The sequence below is a fragment of the Thiobacillus denitrificans DSM 12475 genome (assembly GCF_000376425.1).
Classification (GTDB): Bacteria; Pseudomonadota; Gammaproteobacteria; order Burkholderiales; family Thiobacillaceae; genus Thiobacillus; species Thiobacillus denitrificans.
Map to the genome: position 1 here is coordinate 244956 of NZ_AQWL01000002.1, position 15907 is coordinate 260862.

18 protein-coding genes and 2 riboswitches are annotated in these 15907 nt (G+C 64.7%); all 18 genes read right to left on the reverse strand.

The window, feature by feature from the left end; all coding sequences use genetic code 11:
• Positions 1 to 12: 12 nt before the first annotated feature.
• Entirely contained in the window at positions 13 to 558 is a 546-nt protein-coding gene (locus B059_RS0103530) for a phosphatase PAP2 family protein (protein ID WP_018076863.1), read from the reverse strand.
• Positions 559 to 585: 27 nt separating this feature from the next.
• On the reverse strand, positions 586 to 1830 hold the full coding sequence (locus B059_RS0103535; protein WP_018076864.1) for a glycosyltransferase family 4 protein: 1245 nt from the start codon (positions 1828 to 1830) through the stop codon (positions 586 to 588).
• A 58-nt stretch (positions 1831 to 1888) separates the two neighbouring features.
• The gene (locus B059_RS0103540) at positions 1889 to 3358 is read right to left on the reverse strand and encodes a type IV pilus assembly protein FimV (RefSeq protein ID WP_018076865.1); all 1470 of its coding nucleotides are present in this window, start codon (positions 3356 to 3358) and stop codon (positions 1889 to 1891) included.
• Between the two features lie 94 nt (positions 3359 to 3452).
• Positions 3453 to 3830: a diacylglycerol kinase gene (locus tag B059_RS0103545; protein ID WP_018076866.1), complete on the reverse strand. Its 378-nt coding sequence runs from the start codon at positions 3828 to 3830 to the stop codon at positions 3453 to 3455.
• A 3-nt stretch (positions 3831 to 3833) separates the two neighbouring features.
• Complete coding sequence (gene gcvPB / locus B059_RS0103550) at positions 3834 to 5294, reverse strand: aminomethyl-transferring glycine dehydrogenase subunit GcvPB (protein ID WP_018076867.1); 1461 nt, start codon at positions 5292 to 5294, stop codon at positions 3834 to 3836.
• Between the two features lie 108 nt (positions 5295 to 5402).
• Complete coding sequence (gene tpx, locus B059_RS0103555) at positions 5403 to 5894, reverse strand: thiol peroxidase (RefSeq protein WP_018076868.1); 492 nt, start codon at positions 5892 to 5894, stop codon at positions 5403 to 5405.
• A 58-nt stretch (positions 5895 to 5952) separates the two neighbouring features.
• Positions 5953 to 6246 carry a DUF3144 domain-containing protein gene (locus B059_RS0103560; RefSeq protein WP_018076869.1) on the reverse strand — a complete coding sequence of 98 codons (294 nt, stop codon included), beginning with the start codon at positions 6244 to 6246 and terminating at the stop codon, positions 5953 to 5955.
• Between the two features lie 12 nt (positions 6247 to 6258).
• Positions 6259 to 7635 (reverse strand): aminomethyl-transferring glycine dehydrogenase subunit GcvPA, encoded by a 1377-nt coding sequence (gene gcvPA / locus B059_RS0103565; RefSeq protein ID WP_018076870.1) that lies wholly within the window; start codon positions 7633 to 7635, stop codon positions 6259 to 6261.
• 105 nt (positions 7636 to 7740) lie between these two features.
• A complete protein-coding gene (gcvH, locus tag B059_RS0103570) occupies positions 7741 to 8130 on the reverse strand; it encodes a glycine cleavage system protein GcvH (protein WP_018076871.1) in 390 nt (129 codons plus the stop codon).
• Positions 8131 to 8249: 119 nt separating this feature from the next.
• Positions 8250 to 9329, reverse strand: coding sequence for a glycine cleavage system aminomethyltransferase GcvT (gene gcvT, locus B059_RS0103575; protein ID WP_018076872.1), 1080 nt, complete (start codon positions 9327 to 9329; stop codon positions 8250 to 8252).
• Positions 9330 to 9367: 38 nt separating this feature from the next.
• A riboswitch (glycine riboswitch) is annotated at positions 9368 to 9481 on the reverse strand.
• Positions 9482 to 9570, reverse strand: a riboswitch (glycine riboswitch).
• A 48-nt stretch (positions 9571 to 9618) separates the two neighbouring features.
• Complete coding sequence (locus B059_RS0103580; RefSeq protein WP_018076873.1) at positions 9619 to 10623, reverse strand: zinc-ribbon and DUF3426 domain-containing protein; 1005 nt, start codon at positions 10621 to 10623, stop codon at positions 9619 to 9621.
• Positions 10620 to 11510, reverse strand: coding sequence for a 50S ribosomal protein L11 methyltransferase (gene prmA / locus B059_RS0103585; protein ID WP_018076874.1), 891 nt, complete (start codon positions 11508 to 11510; stop codon positions 10620 to 10622). The genes B059_RS0103580 and prmA overlap by 4 nt, the downstream gene beginning before the upstream one ends.
• 63 nt (positions 11511 to 11573) lie before the next feature.
• On the reverse strand, positions 11574 to 12923 hold the full coding sequence (gene accC, locus B059_RS0103590; protein WP_018076875.1) for an acetyl-CoA carboxylase biotin carboxylase subunit: 1350 nt from the start codon (positions 12921 to 12923) through the stop codon (positions 11574 to 11576).
• The gene (locus B059_RS21600; RefSeq protein WP_018076876.1) at positions 12916 to 13044 is read right to left on the reverse strand and encodes a hypothetical protein; all 129 of its coding nucleotides are present in this window, start codon (positions 13042 to 13044) and stop codon (positions 12916 to 12918) included. Before B059_RS21600 ends, accC begins: the two co-directional genes overlap by 8 nt.
• A gap of 133 nt (positions 13045 to 13177) precedes the next feature.
• Positions 13178 to 13627: an acetyl-CoA carboxylase biotin carboxyl carrier protein gene (accB, locus tag B059_RS0103600; protein ID WP_018076877.1), complete on the reverse strand. Its 450-nt coding sequence runs from the start codon at positions 13625 to 13627 to the stop codon at positions 13178 to 13180.
• Entirely contained in the window at positions 13596 to 14126 is a 531-nt protein-coding gene (gene aroQ / locus B059_RS0103605; protein WP_026177286.1) for a type II 3-dehydroquinate dehydratase, read from the reverse strand. The genes accB and aroQ overlap by 32 nt, the downstream gene beginning before the upstream one ends.
• A 58-nt stretch (positions 14127 to 14184) precedes the next feature.
• Complete coding sequence (locus B059_RS0103610) at positions 14185 to 14667, reverse strand: TlpA family protein disulfide reductase (protein ID WP_245538723.1); 483 nt, start codon at positions 14665 to 14667, stop codon at positions 14185 to 14187.
• Positions 14668 to 14765: 98 nt separating this feature from the next.
• A complete protein-coding gene (gene ccsB / locus B059_RS0103615) occupies positions 14766 to 15905 on the reverse strand; it encodes a c-type cytochrome biogenesis protein CcsB (protein WP_018076879.1) in 1140 nt (379 codons plus the stop codon).
• Positions 15906 to 15907: the final 2 nt, after the last annotated feature.

The following is a 15907-nucleotide window of genomic DNA, read 5'->3' on the forward strand; positions in this document are numbered from 1 at the left end:
TCCGTCGCCCGCCTAGAGCGCCAGCGCGACCCCTGCGGTCGCCGCGCCCAGCAGCGCGCCGACCAGTACATCGCTCACATAATGCAGCCCCAGCACCAGGCGCGACAGTGCGACGAGCGCGGTGAACGGCCATACCAGCCATCCCAGCGCCGGGTAGTACGCAGTGGCGACGAGGCTGAACACCACCGCGTGCAGGGTGTGGCCGGAGGGAAAGCTGAAACGGTCGAGCGGTGCGGTCAGGCAGCAGATCGACGGGCAGACCTGATAGGGCCGCGGGCGTTCGGTGGCGCCTTTCAGCCACTTGTAGAGCAGCGTGCCGGCGAGGCCGGCAACGATCATGTGCAGGACGGCCGGCAGCGCTTCCCAGCCATGCCAGGCGAATAGCGCCAGCATCAGCGCATACCAGAACACGCCGTCGCCGAGGCGGCTGACGAGCCGCAGCAGGCCGACCTCCCAGCCCGGCAGGTGCGCGCCGTTGAGGCGTTGCAGCCACGCATGTTCGCGGCTAGCCAGGCGATTGAGTCCATGATGGGCAATCAGGTTCAGACGACGCTGCATGGCAGGTTCCTGGCTAACGGCTAACGGCTAACGGCTGGGGGCGGTGGATGGCCAGTCCAGCGGGATATCGGCTGCAGGCTGGGGGTGGGCGAGACGCAGCAGCACCCGCTCGAAGCTGTCGACGATGGCATCCCACGACAATTGCGCGGTGCGCGTGGCGGCTGCCGTACCCAGGCGGCGCTGCAGCACGCGGGCCGGGGCCAGCGACACGGCCTGGACAATGAATGCGTCCTCGTCTTCGGGCGGCGCCTTGAGACCGTTTTCACCGTGGCGAATGATTTCCTCTGCGGCGGCGCAGTCGTAGGCCACCACCGCAAGGCCGGATGCCATCGCCTCGATCGTCACGTTGCCCCAGGTCTCGGTCAGGCTGGGGAACAGGAACACATCGCCCGATGCGTAATGCGCGGCCAGCGCCTCGCCGATCCGGGTGCCGCAAAAAATGGCGTCGGGGTGTCTGGCTTGCCAGAGCGCGCGTTCCGGGCCGTCGCCCACCAGCACCAGGCGCACTGCGGGATGCGCCTGGCGCATGGCGTCGAAGGCGCGGAACAGCAGCGCCAGATTTTTTTCGGCAGCCAGGCGTCCCACGTAAAGCACCGCGGTTTCATCGTCCGTCAGCCCCCAGCGCGCGCGCAAGGCCGGGTCGCGGCGACCGGGGTGAAACAGCCTGGTGTCCACCCCGCGCCCGATGACCTCGATGTTTTCATAGCCCGACGCCATCAGTTCGCGGCGGATGCCCTCGGTCGGCACCAGGGTGACGGCGGCCTTGTTATGGAATTTGCGCAGATAGGCAACGATGGCGCGGCGCAGCAGCCCGAAGCCGTAGTGGCTGCTGTAGCTGTGGAAGTTGGTGTGGAAGTCGCTTGCGACCGGCAGACGCAATTTGTTGGCGGCGGCCAGCGCCGACCAGCCGAGCGGGCCTTCGGTGGCAATCTGCACCACGTCCGGCCGCTGTTTCGTCCATAACCGGGTCAGTGCAGCCTTGGCTGGCAGCCCCATTTTCAGGCCTTCGTAACGCGGCAGCGCGATGCCGCGCTGCAGGTGTTCGGAGAGCGTAGCGGTGGGGTGCGGCTGATCGCCGGCGTGCTGGCGGGGCCGAATCAACTGTAGCTGGTGGTTACGCGCCTGCAGGCCGTCGACCAGCCGGCCCAGCGTCATGGCCACGCCATTGACTTCGGGCGGGTAGGTTTCGGTCACCACCGCAATGCGCAACTGCGGGCGCATGGACGGAAGCGTCTGGCAGGTGAATTCGGCTGCATCCATGGCGCGCAGCATGCGCCCGGTGTGCGACGGGCAGATGAAGCGGGGGTGACGGTTTGGTGAAGTGTGCGGCTCAGGCAGCGAGGGCCAGCTGTTGCCGGGAAAGCTCGCGCAGGAACAGGATGTCGCGGTAGGCGCCGGGTTCGAACCCCATCCGCGTGCCGCCACGATTGTCGTAAATCAGGTCGTGGAAGAAGGCGCCTATATCGGGCGTGCCCCATATCTTCACCATCTGCTCCAGCAGATGCGGGTAGGCTTCCAGGCCCTGGCTCTGTTCGTTGTCCTGGGAAACCGGGTGCCCCGTCAGGTTGATGTTGAAATAACGGCGGCATTCGTCGCTGGCGCTGGTATAGCCTGCCGTGTCGCCTTCACGGTGCAGCAGGTCGAGCAGCAGCAGCCACGGTACCGGGGATTCGCCCGGCGCCGCGCGCAGGTGTTCCTGCAGCAGATGAACTGCGAGTTCGCCATGGCCGTGCGCCATGAATACCTCGGCCTGGTCGAGGATGTCTTCCTTGACTTCGGTCCCTTCCTCTGCCAGCGGGGGGGGCGCAATCTCCGGCATGCGTTGGGGCGCAGGTTCCGGTTTGGCCGCTGGCGCCTGCGTCATCTCGGACAGGGTTTTCAGTGGGACGGTTTCCAGCTGTATCCGGGCGGCTTTAGCGGTCAGCGCGGCCGGACGACGGCGCCAGGCGGCCAGCGCGCCGCCGCTGAGCAGTCCGATTGCGAGCAGGTACAGTGGCCATTGCGCGGGCTGTTCGGGAGGGGGCGGTGCGGTCGTGGTAGTGGCTGCACGTGCATGTGCACGGGCCTCGAGTTCAGCATGGCGTCGCTGCAGCGCGGCCAGCTGCGCTTCCAAGTGTGCAAGCTTGCGGGTCAACGCCGTGTTTTCGTCCGACAGTTCGGTGGCGTCGAGTTCCCTGGCATGGACGTGCGCCTGATCCTGCAGCCCGGTGCCGGCCGGCTGGGTCGCGGCGCTATCCGCTGTGCGGGGAGGCTCACGCTTTCCCGACAGCACCAGGCGCGGTGTGGCAGCAGGCGGTGCGGCGGCAGCGGACACGCGCTGAACCCGGCGCTGCGGCCGGGCGGGAGGTGGCGCCGGAACTGCGGCAGAAGCTGCGACAGGAGGCGCTTCAGTGGCCGTGTGCGTTACGGCAGGCGCATCGTGGTCAAGAGGAGCTACGACCGCCATCGGCGGGTCGAGCAAAACGACATAATCGCGCTGCAAACGGGCTTCGCAGTCGGAAACCAGGACAAACTGCGCAATGGGATCATTGATTGCCTGGCGCGAGCGTATGTGCAGCAAGGCCTGTCCGCCGGCGCGCTCGATGCTCAGCTGCGCGTGCGGCGGCGGCACGATGCTGTCCCCGCTGGGGCCAAGGCTGAAACAGTCTGCCGTTGTAGCCGCAGGCATGTCGAGGAGGGGAACGGTGGCGTGCAGGGGCTGCCCGAGAGATGAGCGTACGCTGATTTCGCCCAGCCCAATGGCGGCAGTGGCGCCGGCATGGCACAGGCCCAGCAGGAGGCAGGCGGATTTGAGTTTCACGCGATCAAGGAAAAGAAAGTCTCCCCCCTATTCCGGACAAGAACGCACCAACTTTAGGGCGATTCACGAAATAGGCACGATTCTGGTTATGGAATCAGTTCAGGAGCACCAGTGCCCACACGACCGCGACGTTGACGAGCGAGATCATCACCGCCGCGCTGCCCATGTCCTTGGCGCGCTTGATGAGCAGGTTGTGTTCCAGGGAAATGCGGTCGACCGCCGCTTCGATTGCCGAATTCAGCAATTCGACGATCAGCACCAGCAGAACCGCACCGATCATCAGCGCGCGCGCGATGCCCGTTTCGCCCAGCACCAGTGCGAGCGGAATCAGCAGCAGCGCCAGAAACACTTCCTGGCGGAACGCGTCCTCGTGCCGGAATGCAGCGGTGAGCCCCGACCATGAGTAGGTCGCGGCGTTCAGCACGCGCCGCAGACCGGTCTTGCCCTTGAACGGGCTGGCGGGGTCGCTCATACCCTAGGGTGCAAGTGCCGCCGGCTTGTAGGCTAGATCGAGTTCGCGTGCGGCCTTTACGTCGTCCAGGCGCCGTACCGGCAGGCTGTAGGGCGCGCCCTTCACCAGTTCGGCCGTGGTTTCGGCCTCGTGTTTGATCGTTTTCATGGCTTCGATGAAGCCATCCAGCGTTTCGCGGCTTTCGGTTTCGGTCGGCTCGATCAGTAGGCATTCCGGCACCAAGAGCGGAAAGTAGGTGGTCGGTGCGTGATAGCCATAGTCGAGCAGGCGCTTGGCGAAATCCATCGCGGTGACGCCGGTGGCGTCCTTCAGTTTCTTCAGCGTGACGATGAATTCGTGGCTGGCGCGGCGCTCGGGGTAGGCAAGCTCGAACCCGGCTTCGCGCAGTTTCACCATTAGATAATTGGCGTTGAGGGTGGCGTATTCGGCGACGCGCTGCATGCCCTCGCCGCCCAGCAGGCGCGCGTAGATATAGGCGCGCATCAGCACGCCGGCGTTGCCCATGTTGGCCGACAGGCGGCCGATCGACTGCGGCAGGTCGGCCTCGGTCGCCAGCCGGTAGAAGCCGTTTTCGTTCAGTACCAGCGGAATCGGCATGAAGGGCAGCAGCCGTTCCGCCACGCCCACCGGGCCCGCGCCTGGCCCGCCACCGCCGTGCGGGGTGGAGAAGGTCTTGTGCAGGTTCATGTGGATGACATCGAAGCCCATGTCGCCGGGGCGCACCTTGCCGAGGATCGCGTTGAGGTTGGCGCCGTCGTAGTAGAGCAGGCCGCCGGCGTCGTGGACGATCTTCTGGATGTCGGCGATGGTCTTCTCGAACACGCCGAGCGTCGACGGGTTGGTCAGCATCAGCCCGGCGGTGTGCGGGCCGACTGCGGCTTTCAGCGCAGCGAGGTCGACGCTGCCGGTCGCATCGGTGGGGATTTCCCTGACCGTATAGCCGCACATGGTCGCGGTGGCCGGGTTGGTGCCGTGCGCCGCGTCCGGCACGATGATCTCGCGCCGCGCGGTGTCGCCGCGCGCATCGTGGTAGGCACGGATCATCGCCACCCCGGCGAACTCGCCGTGGGCGCCGGCCATCGGCGCCATCGACACGCCGGACATGCCGGTGACGTCCTTCAGCATCTCCTGCAGCTCGTACATGCTGGCGAGGAAGCCCTGCCCGGTCTCGTCGGGGCTCGCCGGATGGCGCGCCAGGAACTGCGGCAGCATCGCCAGTGAATTGCAGGCGCGCGGGTTGTACTTCATGGTGCACGAACCGAGCGGGTAGAACTGCGTGTCGATCGAGAAATTCTTCTGCGAAAGCCGTGTGTAGTGGCGCACCACGTCGAGTTCGGAGACTTCCGGCAACGCGGGCGCATCCTTGCGGCGAAGGTTCGCGGGCAGGTCGTCGAGACTGCCGCCGGCGGCGGGCAGCTGGGCGGCGGCGGTGCGGCCGCGGCGGGAATGGTCGAATATCAGCATGGTTAAAATCTATTTATCCGCGAAGGGCGCGAAGGGAAACCCCCAAAAACCGGGGGATGGTTCTTCGGTTTCTTCGCGTCCCTTCGCGTCCTTCGCGGACGAAAAAAATCACTTCAAAGCGGCCAATGCAGCCTCGTAATTCGGTTCCTGCTTGATCTCGGGAACGAGTTCGGCGTGCAGCACCTTGTTGTTCTCGTCGAGCACGACCACGGCGCGCGCGGTGATGCCGGCGAGCGGGCCGCTGGTGATGGCGATGCCGTAGTTCTTCATGAATTCGGCGCCGCGCATGGTCGACAGTGTCACCACGTTGTTGGTGCTCTCGGCGCCGCAAAAACGGCTCATCGCGAACGGCAGGTCGGCCGAGATGATGAGCACGGCGGTGTTGCCGACCGCGGCGTCGTTGAACTTCTTGGTCGAAGTCGCGCACACCGGGGTGTCGAGGCTCGGCACGATGTTGAGGATTTTCTTCTTGCCGGCGAAATCGGCCAGCGAAACGTCGGCCAGATCCTTGTTGACCAGCTTGAAGTCGGGCGCGGTGTCGCCGACCTTGGGGAAACTGCCTGCGACGTCGATGGGGGTGCCGCCTAGAGTCACTGCCATGTTTGCTCTCCTTGAATGAATCGATTGAATGTCGGGCCGGTCATTCACCCGGTGCATTTCATGACGACTGGCCGTGCTGCGCGTCATAGCGCGCCATATGCTCGTCGAGGTTCTCGCGCAGCATGGCTTCGTATTGGTTCATGAAGTAGGCGATTGCGGATTCCTTCTCCGCGATCAGCTGCGCCTTGCTCTCCGTCGCCGCGGTGATGACGAAGGCATTGAACCGCGCCGCTGCAAACAACGCGCAGGCGCTTACCCTGCTGGGTTTCACCTCGTTCAAATGGGTGTTGGCCAGCTGAATGAAGGAATCGGCCATATCCCAGAATTGCTTGTCGCGCAGTATCTCGCTCATGTTTCGCTCCAGCTAGCTCTTGTAAGCGCACGGCGGTGCCTCGCGCCGCTTCGACAGGATACGTTCCATTTGTTGCACATAGTGGTCAAGGTCGGCGGCGGTCTTGGTTTCGGTGGCGCACACCAGGATCGCCTGCCCGAGTTCGGGGTACCTGCCGGAAATGTCCAGTCCGCCGAGTATGCCCTGCGCGCGCAGCGCGCGCAGCACGTCTTTCGCACTGTCGTTGAGTTTCAGCACCACTTCGTGGAAGAAGGGGCTGGCGAACGCGCGCGTCACGCCGGGAATCGCCGCCAGCCTGCCGGCCAGCGCAACAGTATTGGCGTGGCTGGCGGAAGCGACTTTCGCCAGCCCCTGCGGCCCCAGCAACGCCATGTATTGCGTCGCCGCGGTGACCACCAGGCCCTGGTTGGTGCAGATGTTGGAGGTCGCTTTGGAGCGGCGGATGTGCTGCTCGCGCGCCTGCAGCGTCAGGCTGAACCCCGGCTTGCCGTCGAGGTCGACGGTGCGGCCGACGATGCGCCCCGGCATCTGCCGCACGAAACCCTGGCGGCAGCACATGAAGCCGAAATAGGGACCGCCCGAGGCCATCGGCGCGCCGAGCGGCTGGCCTTCGCCCACCGCGATGTCGGCGCCTTTCGTTCCCCATTGGCCGGGCGCTTCGAGCACCGCCAACGTGGTCGGGTTGACCAGCGCGATCGCCAGCGCGCCCTTGTCGTGCGCCCAGTCGGTCAGGGCGTGCACGTCTTCGAGCACGCCGAAGAAGTTGGGCTGCGGGATCGCCAGGCCGGCAAAGCTGCCGGGGTCGTTCGGCAACAGGGTCTTGCCGGTGGCCGGATCGTAGTCGAGCTCGACCAGTTCGATGCCCTGGTTCCTCACTGTCGTGTCGACCACACGGCGGTAGATCGGGTGCACCGTCTTCGGTATCAGCACGCGGCGCGAGGTCTTGTGCGAGCGCACCGCCATCAGCACCGCCTCGGCCAGCGCCGAGGCGCCGTCGTAGAGCGAGGCGTTGGATACGTCGAGCCCGGTCAACCGGGTCATCATGGTCTGGTATTCGTAGATCAGCTGTAGCGTGCCCTGCGAGGCTTCGGCCTGGTAGGGCGTGTAGGCCGAGTAGAACTCGCCGCGCGTGGTGATCTGCCAGATCGCCGCGGGGATGTGGTGCTCGTAGACGCCGGCACCGATGAAGCTGGACCAGAAACCATCCCGCGACGCGCGCTCCTGCATCAGGCGCGCCACCGCCATTTCCGGTAATCCATCCGGCACGTCTTTCAGCTTGCCGGTCTTCAGCGCGGGCGGGATTTCGTCGAACAGGTCTTCGATGCTGGCAGCGCCGATAGCGCCGAGCATGGCGGAGACGTCTTCTTCGGTGTGGGGGATGAAGGGCATGATTAAAACCTTGTTATCCGCGAAGGACGCGAAGAACCGCGAAGTAAAACCCGAATGGTTTTTGACTTTCTTCGCGCACCTTCGCGTCCTTCGCAGACGAAAAAATCAGTGAGCTTCCGACTCGACCAGCTTCTGGTAGGCCGCGGCGTCGAGCAGTTCGGAAACGTCGGCGGGATTGGCCGGCTTGATCTTGAACAGCCACGCCGCGTAGGCGTCCTGGTTCACCGCTTCGGGGCTGGATTCGACTTCGGCGTTGGCGGCGACGACTTCGCCGGCGACCGGGGCGTAGACGTCGGACGCGGCCTTCACCGACTCGACCACTGCGCATTCCTCGCCCTTGACCAGCGTGCGGCCGGCGGCGGGGGTCTCGATGAACACCATGTCGCCGAGCAGGTCCTGCGCGTGGTGGGTGATGCCGATGGTCAGCGTGCCGTCGGCTTCGACGCGCACCCATTCGTGGCTGGGGGTGTATTTGAGGTCAGCGGGGATGCTCATTTGTGTGTTCCTGGTCGCGTTGTATTCCAGGGGGCAGGGATCAGGATTCAGGATTCAGGGAATGAACGGCTGCGCTGTGCTGTTTCCCCTGACCCCTGGCCCCTGACCCCTGGCCCCTCCTAAATCAAAACCTTGCCGTTGCGCACGAACGGGTACTTCACCACTTTGGCCTTCAGCCTCTTGTCACGGATATCGACCTCGACTTCGTCGCCCGGGGCGATGCCGAGCGGGATGCGGGCGAGCGCGATGGATTGCTGCATCGTAGGCGAAAAGGTGCCGGAGGTGATTTCGCCGTCGCCGTTCTTCGTCAGCACTTTCTGGTGGCTGCGCAGCACGCCCTTGTCGAGCAGCAGCAGGCCTGCGAGCTGTTGGGTGACCTCGCTGGCTTCCAGCGCCTTGCGGCCGATGAAGTCACGCTCGGATTTCAGGTCCACCGTCCACGCCAGACCGGATTCCAGCGGCGAGGTGGTTTCGTCCATGTCCTGGCCGTACAGGTTCATTCCGGCTTCAAGCCGCAAGGTGTCGCGCGCGCCCAGGCCGATCGGCTTGCCGCCGGCTTCCATCAGCGCTTTCCAGAAGAAGGGGGCGGATTTCGCCAGCACCATCGCTTCGAAGCCGTTCTCGCCGGTGTAACCGGTGCGGGCGATGAACATTTCGCCCATGGCGGCGGCGCTGAAGGGCTTGAGGCTGGCGGTGAGGCCGTCAACGCCGGGCAGCGCTTCGTTCAGCACCCGGGTTGCGTCCGGCCCCTGGATCGCGATCATCGCCAGGTCGCGGCGTGGCGTGAGTGTAAGCCCCATGCCCCAGTCGGCGTTGCATTGCTCCATCCATGCAAGATCCTTGTCCGCGGTGCCGGCGTTGACTACCAGGCGGAACCAGTTCTCGTCCATGAAATAGATGATGAGGTCGTCGATCACGCCGCCGGCCTCGTTGAGCATGCACGAATACAGGGCCTTGCCGGAGACCTGCAGCTTGTCGACGTTGTTCGCCACCAGCCGGCGCAGGAAGGCGCGCACGTTGGCGCCCCTGATGTCCAGCGACAGCATGTGGGAGACGTCGAACAGGCCGCAGCCCTTGCGCACGGCGTAGTGCTCCTCGATCTGCGAGCCGTAGTTGACCGGCATGTCCCAGCCGCCGAAATCGACCATTTTGGCGCCAAGCTCGCGGTGAGCGGCATTGAGCGGAGTTTGTTTGAGCATGGCAGGTCCAAAAATAAAAAAGGCGAAGTACGGACTCGCTTCACCCCTCTGTCCTTGGTACCTGAGAGATTACGGCCTGCGATGCTGGCCGCTGCCCCTTCGGTGGCAGTTCCGCCGGTTGAAATATCGGCGGCTGCGCTCTCCAGAGTGTTCCGGTTGTTGCGGTCCTTGTGCCTGAGCGATTCCGGGTGGGTTACGCCTTCGGCGGCGTGCCGGGCACGCGCTCTCCCGCAACGGGAAGGCGAACTATACCGAAGAAGCGGGCAGCCAGCCAGCCGTGCGCAGCGGCTTAATAGGCCAGTTGCAGATCGAAACCCATCGGGGCCAGGTCGCGCACGGTCAGCGGCAGGCTCAACGCCTGTTCACTGTGCGGCGGCATCCCGGCCGCAATGCGCCGGGCGTCGCCGAGGTATTCGCTGGGAGCGAAGCTGCGGCGCGCTAGGGGGCGGTTGCGCTGGTCGGTCAGGGTAAGGACCAGAACCGGCCAGGCCTGCGCGTGGTCGGCGCGGTTGCCGAGAGTAAGGGTGAGCTTCAGGCGGCCGCTGGCCTCGGTTTGCAGGTCGGAGCCGACGATCTGCAGCAGCGCCAGGTTTTTCGGCAGCGAGAGGGTGCAGCCCAGCGCGGCGCAGGCCTGCTCGAAGGCCGGGCGCGCCTGCGGCAGGCGGCTGACCAGCGTGTCGCGCAGAAAATAGGCGGTTTGCGCCAGCACCAGCGTCAGCAACAACGCGCCGGCCACTGTCCATGCCCAGGGCTGGGGGCGGCGCGGTGTGGACGCGAGAGGTGTGGCGCCAGGGAGGGGGGCGGCGTATTCGATGCGCGTCGCAGGCGCGGCCGGCGCAGCGGCAGCAGCAGCGGCGGGCGGATACGCAGGCGCCGCGTGGAACTGCGGTAGTGGACCGGGATCGTCCTGGAGCGGAATCTCTGGGTCGATGAGGATGATCGAATCCAGGTCGAGCGTGGCCTCGCGCTGCACGATGCCGCGCGCGATCTCGGTCGCCGCGGCATCCACGGCGCCAGGCTCAGTCCCGGTTGTCTCCGCGGTAGCGGTCGTTTCGGTTGGGGTGGTGGGCTCCGTTGTGGCTGCGGCCATGGTCTCCGGCGGCGGGGAGGCTTCGATCGGCCCGGGTTCGGCCGCCGGGGGCAGCGGCGAACCGTCTTCCAGCAGCAGGCTCAGGCGTGCATCGAAGGCGGCGCCACACACACTGCATTGCACCCAGCCCTGCGCGGCGTCGAGCTGGTCGACGCCGAGGCGGAAGACGCTGGCGCAGTGCGGACAGGTGGTGCGGTAATTCACTTTTTGACGCCAGCCAGGCGTACCCAGCCCTCGTCGATTGCGGGCGGGTCGAAAACGAACCAGTCGCGGTAGACCGTCATCACGTCGCCGGCCTGTTCGGCCAGGATGCCCGACAGCACCAGCCGCCCGCCCGCCCGCACCCGACCTGCCAGCAGCGGCGCCATGCCCTTGAGCGGGTTGGTGAGGATGTTGGCGACCACCACGTCGTATTGTCCTGCTGTGAGTTCGCCGGGCAGGCAGAAGTGCGCCGTCACGCCATTCAGGGTGGCGTTATCGCACGCAGCGGTGACCGCTTGCGGGTCGATGTCGACGCCGTCGACCCGTAGTGCGCCGAGCCTGGCGGCGGCGATGGCGAGGATACCGGAGCCGCAGCCATAGTCGAGCAGGGTTTCACCGCCCTGTAGGCATTCGTCGAGCCAGCGCAGACACAGCCGCGTGGTTGGATGGCTGCCGGTACCGAAAGCGAGGCCGGGATCGAGCTTGAGATTGATCGCGCTACTGTCGGGTGCATGGTGCCAGGTCGGCACGATCCACAGGCGCGGCGAGATCGGGATGGGGTCGAATTGCGACTGGGTGAGGCGCACCCAGTCGGCGTCGGCAACGGTCTCGATGGTGTAGCCGGTCGGCATCGGGATGCCTGCCTGTTGCGCGGCGGCGGCCAGGATGGCGGCCGCGTCGGCATCCTCATCAAGTAGCACCACGGCGATGCTGTGCGGCCATAGTTCGGCGGTCGGATAATCCGGTTCACCGAACAGCGGCGTCTCGTCAACCGTGCCGGCGTCGGCGTCTTCCAGCGACACCGATAGCGCACCGGCTTCCATCAGCGCGTCGGACAGCGGCTCGGCGGCTTTGGAGTCGACGTGGATGCGAAGGGATTGCCAGGGCATATTAGGGGTCAGGATTTGGGGGCGGAATATTGTGCAGCGCTGCTGCCTCCATTCCCTATCCCTTCAAGCCTTTTCCTCCGCCAGCTTATGCTCCAGGTAATGGATGCTGGTGCCGCCGGCGATGAAGGCGGCGTCGTTCATCAGATCCTGGTGCAGCGGGATGTTGCTCTGGATGCCTTCGACCACCATTTCCATCAGCGCACCGCGCATGCGGGCGATGGCCTGGTCGCGGGTGTCGCCATAGGCGATCAGCTTGCCGATCATCGAATCGTAATGCGGCGGCACGTAGTAGCCGTGGTAGACGTGTGAGTCGACGCGGATGCCGGGGCCGCCGGGCGCGTGATAGTTGGTGAGTTTGCCGGGGCTGGGGACGAAGGTGGTAGGGTGCTCGGCGTTGATGCGGCATTCGACGGCATGGCCCTTGAACTGGATGTCCTTCTGCTTCCACGGCAGTTTTTCGCCGGCGGCGACGCGGATCTGCGTCTGCACGATGTCGATGCCGGTGATGAGTTCGGTCACCGGGTGCTCGACCTGTACCCGGGTGTTCATTTCGATGAAATAAAACTCGCCGTTTTCATACAGGAATTCGAAGGTGCCGGCGCCGCGATAGCCGATCTTGCGGCAGGCTTCGGCGCAGCGCTCGCCGATCTTGTCCCTGAGCTTGGGGTCGAGTCCGGGCGCGGGCGCCTCTTCCAGCACCTTCTGGTGGCGGCGCTGCATCGAGCAGTCGCGCTCGCCCAGGTGCACCGCGTTGCCGTGCTCGTCGGCGAGGATCTGGATCTCGATATGGCGCGGCGTCTGCAGGAATTTTTCCATGTAGACCATGGGATTGCCGAAGGCCGCGCCGGCCTCGGTCTTGGTCATGCTTACCGCGTTCAACAATGCGGCCTCGGTATGCACCACGCGCATGCCGCGCCCGCCGCCGCCGCCTGCCGCTTTGATGATGACCGGGTAGCCGACGCGCGCGGCGGTTCTGACGATCTCATCGGGGTCGTCCGGCAGGGCGCCGTCGGAGCCCGGCACGCAGGGCACCTTGGCTTCGATCATCGCCTGCTTGGCGGCAACCTTGTCGCCCATCAGGCGGATGTTGTCCGGACGCGGACCGATGAAGGCGAAGCCGGAGGACTCCACGCGTTCGGCGAAATCGGCGTTCTCCGAGAGGAAGCCGTAGCCGGGGTGGATGGCGGCGGCGTCGGTCACTTCCGCGGCAGCGATGATCGAGGGCACGTGCAGATAGCTCTGCGCCGACGGCGCCGGGCCGATGCACACCGATTCGTCGGCCAGCTTCACGTACTTGGCGTCGCGGTCGGCTTCGGAATACACGGCGACCGTCTTGATGCCCATTTCGCGGCAGGCGCGCTGGATTCTCAGGGCGATTTCGCCGCGGTTGGCGATAAGGATTTTTTCAAACATAGGAGGTCTCCGCGGCAAAATCGCCCTGACGGCCTGCGGCCGCTGCGCGTTTTGGCTTCGCCGCGGCGCTGCCTGGCGGCAGCTGGTTGCCGCGATTGGCGATAAGGGTTTTTTTGAACATATGTGTAGGGGCCAAGGGATGGGTTCTAGGGGGCAGGGGGCTTCGAGCGGTCTACGGCCGCACTATGAAATCAGGGGGACGCGAAGCGCTGCTTCCCTGGCCCCTAATTCCTAGTTCCTAGCCCCTGGTTTCCTCAACCAATTACGAACAGCGGCTCGCCGTACTCAACCGGTTGGCCGTTTTCGACCAGAATGGCCTTGATGACGCCGCCCTGATCCGCTTCGATTTCATTCAGCAGTTTCATCGCCTCGATGATGCACAGCGTGTCGCCGGCATTTACGCTCTGGCCCACTTCGGCAAAGTTTTTCGAACCCGGGGCCGGGGCGCGGTAGAACGTGCCCACCATGGGCGAGCGCACGACGTGGCCTTCGGGGACAGCATCTTCCGCCGGGGCGGCTGCGATTGCTGCCGCTGCCGCCGGAGCGACAGCGTGGATGTATTGCGGTTGAGGAGCCATCATCATCGGCGCGCCCGCAATGCTTTTGGCGATGCGGACTTTTTCTTCGCCTTCGGTGATTTCCAGCTCGGCTATGCCCGAGGCTTCGACTAGGTCAATGAGTTTTTTCAGTTTTCTGAGATCCATAGGAGGTCCTGTTTTGGAGGTGGCGCAGCGCGTATTCCAGCGCCAGTTCGTAGCCGTGCGCGCCCAGACCGGACACCACGCCGACGGCGAGGCCGGAAAAATATGAGCGATGGCGGAAGGATTCGCGCGCGTAGATATTGGAAAGATGAACTTCAACGAAAGGGATGGCGGTGGCTGACAGAGCGTCGCGCAGGGCGATGCTGGTATGGGTGTAGGCCGCCGGGTTGATGACGATGAAATCGACGCGGTCGCGCCCGGCCTGATGCACCCGGTCGATCAGGACGCCTTCATGGTTGTGCTGAAAGGTTTCGACGTGCGCGCCTGCGGCTTTCCCGCGGTTGACCAAGGTGCGGTCGATGTCGTCGAGCGTGGCGAGACCATAATGTTCGGGTTCGCGGCTACCCAGCAAATTGAGGTTGGGGCCATGCAAAACCAGGACATGCGGGTACGGACTGGGGACCGATTTAGCCGCGGCGCGGCTGGTTCGTTTAGTCGTCATGGCGGCGAGTTTGCCGTAAATGAAGGTAAATTGTCCAGATATTGACGCTAAATCGCAACTATGCAGCGATTTTGCGCAACGTCGCTTCAAGCGTGGCGCGGGATAGTCGCCCCAGGTGGCTCAGCACGATGTTGCCGTTGCGATCGAGCACGATCGTGTAAGGCAGCGCCCCGCCCGGATTGCCAAGTTGCCGTGCCAGGCTATGGGCCGCGCCTTCGCCGATCAGAATCGGATAAGCGACCGGCAGGCGCCGCAGAAACTGTGCGACATTGGCTGGGTTGTCGATGGCGATGCCGAGAAATTCGACCCCGTGAGGCCGATATTGCTCGCGCAGGGCGGCAAAGTCCGGTATTTCCTCGCGGCACGGCGCGCACCAACTGGCCCAGAAATTCAGCACCACGACTTGACCGCGCCATTGCGACAGCTGCTGTGTCCGGCCCTGCATGTCCGGAAAGCCGAGTTGCCACAGCGCGGCGACAGCGGGCAGCGCAGGGGCGCGCGGTACATGGCGGGCCTGGGCCAGCCAGATTCCCGCGGCCATTGCGGCCAGTGCCAGGGGGGCGACATAAAACAGTCTTTTTCGCATGGCTGCACCGTCGGTTCCATGCCGGATGAGGGACACCGATCGGGCGCCTGATCTTAGAGTGTGCCGTAGGAATGCAATCCCGATAGAAACATGTTGACGCCGATGAAGGCGAAGACGGTGACGAACAGGCCGACCACGGCCCACCACGCCAGCATCGGTCCGCGCAGGCCCTTGACCAAACGGATGTGCAGCCAGGCGGCGTAGTTCAGCCACACGATCAACGCCCAGGTCTCCTTCGGATCCCACGACCAGTAGCCGCCCCAAGCTTCAGCCGCCCACATTGCGCCGAGGATGGTGGCGATGGTGAAAAAGGCAAAGCCGATGGCGATGGCCTTGTACATGACGTCGTCGATCACTTCCAGCCGGGGCAGGCGGCTGGCGAGGATGCCGCGCGCGGCGAGCAGGTAGGCGACGCCGAGCATGGCGGCGATGGAGAAGGCACCATAGCCGATGAAGTTGGCGGGCACGTGCAGCTTCATCCACCACGATTTGAGCGCGGGCACCAGCGGCTGGATCTCGTGCGCGCCGCGGTCGAAGGTGTACCACAGGATGAAGCCGACCGCGGCGGAGATCACCAGCAGCACGAAGGCGCCCATCTGGCGGGTCTGATAACGCGCCTCGTAATACAGATACAGCATCGCGGTGATGAGACAGAACAGCACGAAGACCTCGTACAGATTCGACACCGGGATGTGGCCGACGTCGGCGCCGACGAGATAGGACTCGTACCAGCGCACCATCAGGCCGATGAAACCCATGGTCACCGCGACCCAGGTCAGCGTGCTGCCTGTTTTCATGGTGAATTCCGAGCGCGCCAGCAATCCTCCCCAGTACGCCAGCGTGGCCAGCCCGAACAGCGCGCACATCCACATGATCGCGGCTTGGCTGGAGATCAGGTATTTGAGGAAGAAGGCCTCTTCCATGCGCGTCAGGCTGCCCTGGTACTGACTGACGGCGAAAAGGCTGATCGCACCGACCACGATGAACAGGGGGCGGAACGGTTTCCAGAACCAGCCGAACACCGCCAGCGACGGAATCGCCGCCAACAGGATGGCCTTTTCATAGATGTCCATGAAGCCGCCGAAACGCGACAGGGCGAACAAGGCGCCTGCCGTGACGATGGCGGCAAACAGCCAGTCGAACCACGACAGGCGCTTCAGCAGCGGGGCGGGTTGGTTGAGGGCGAGTTCCATGG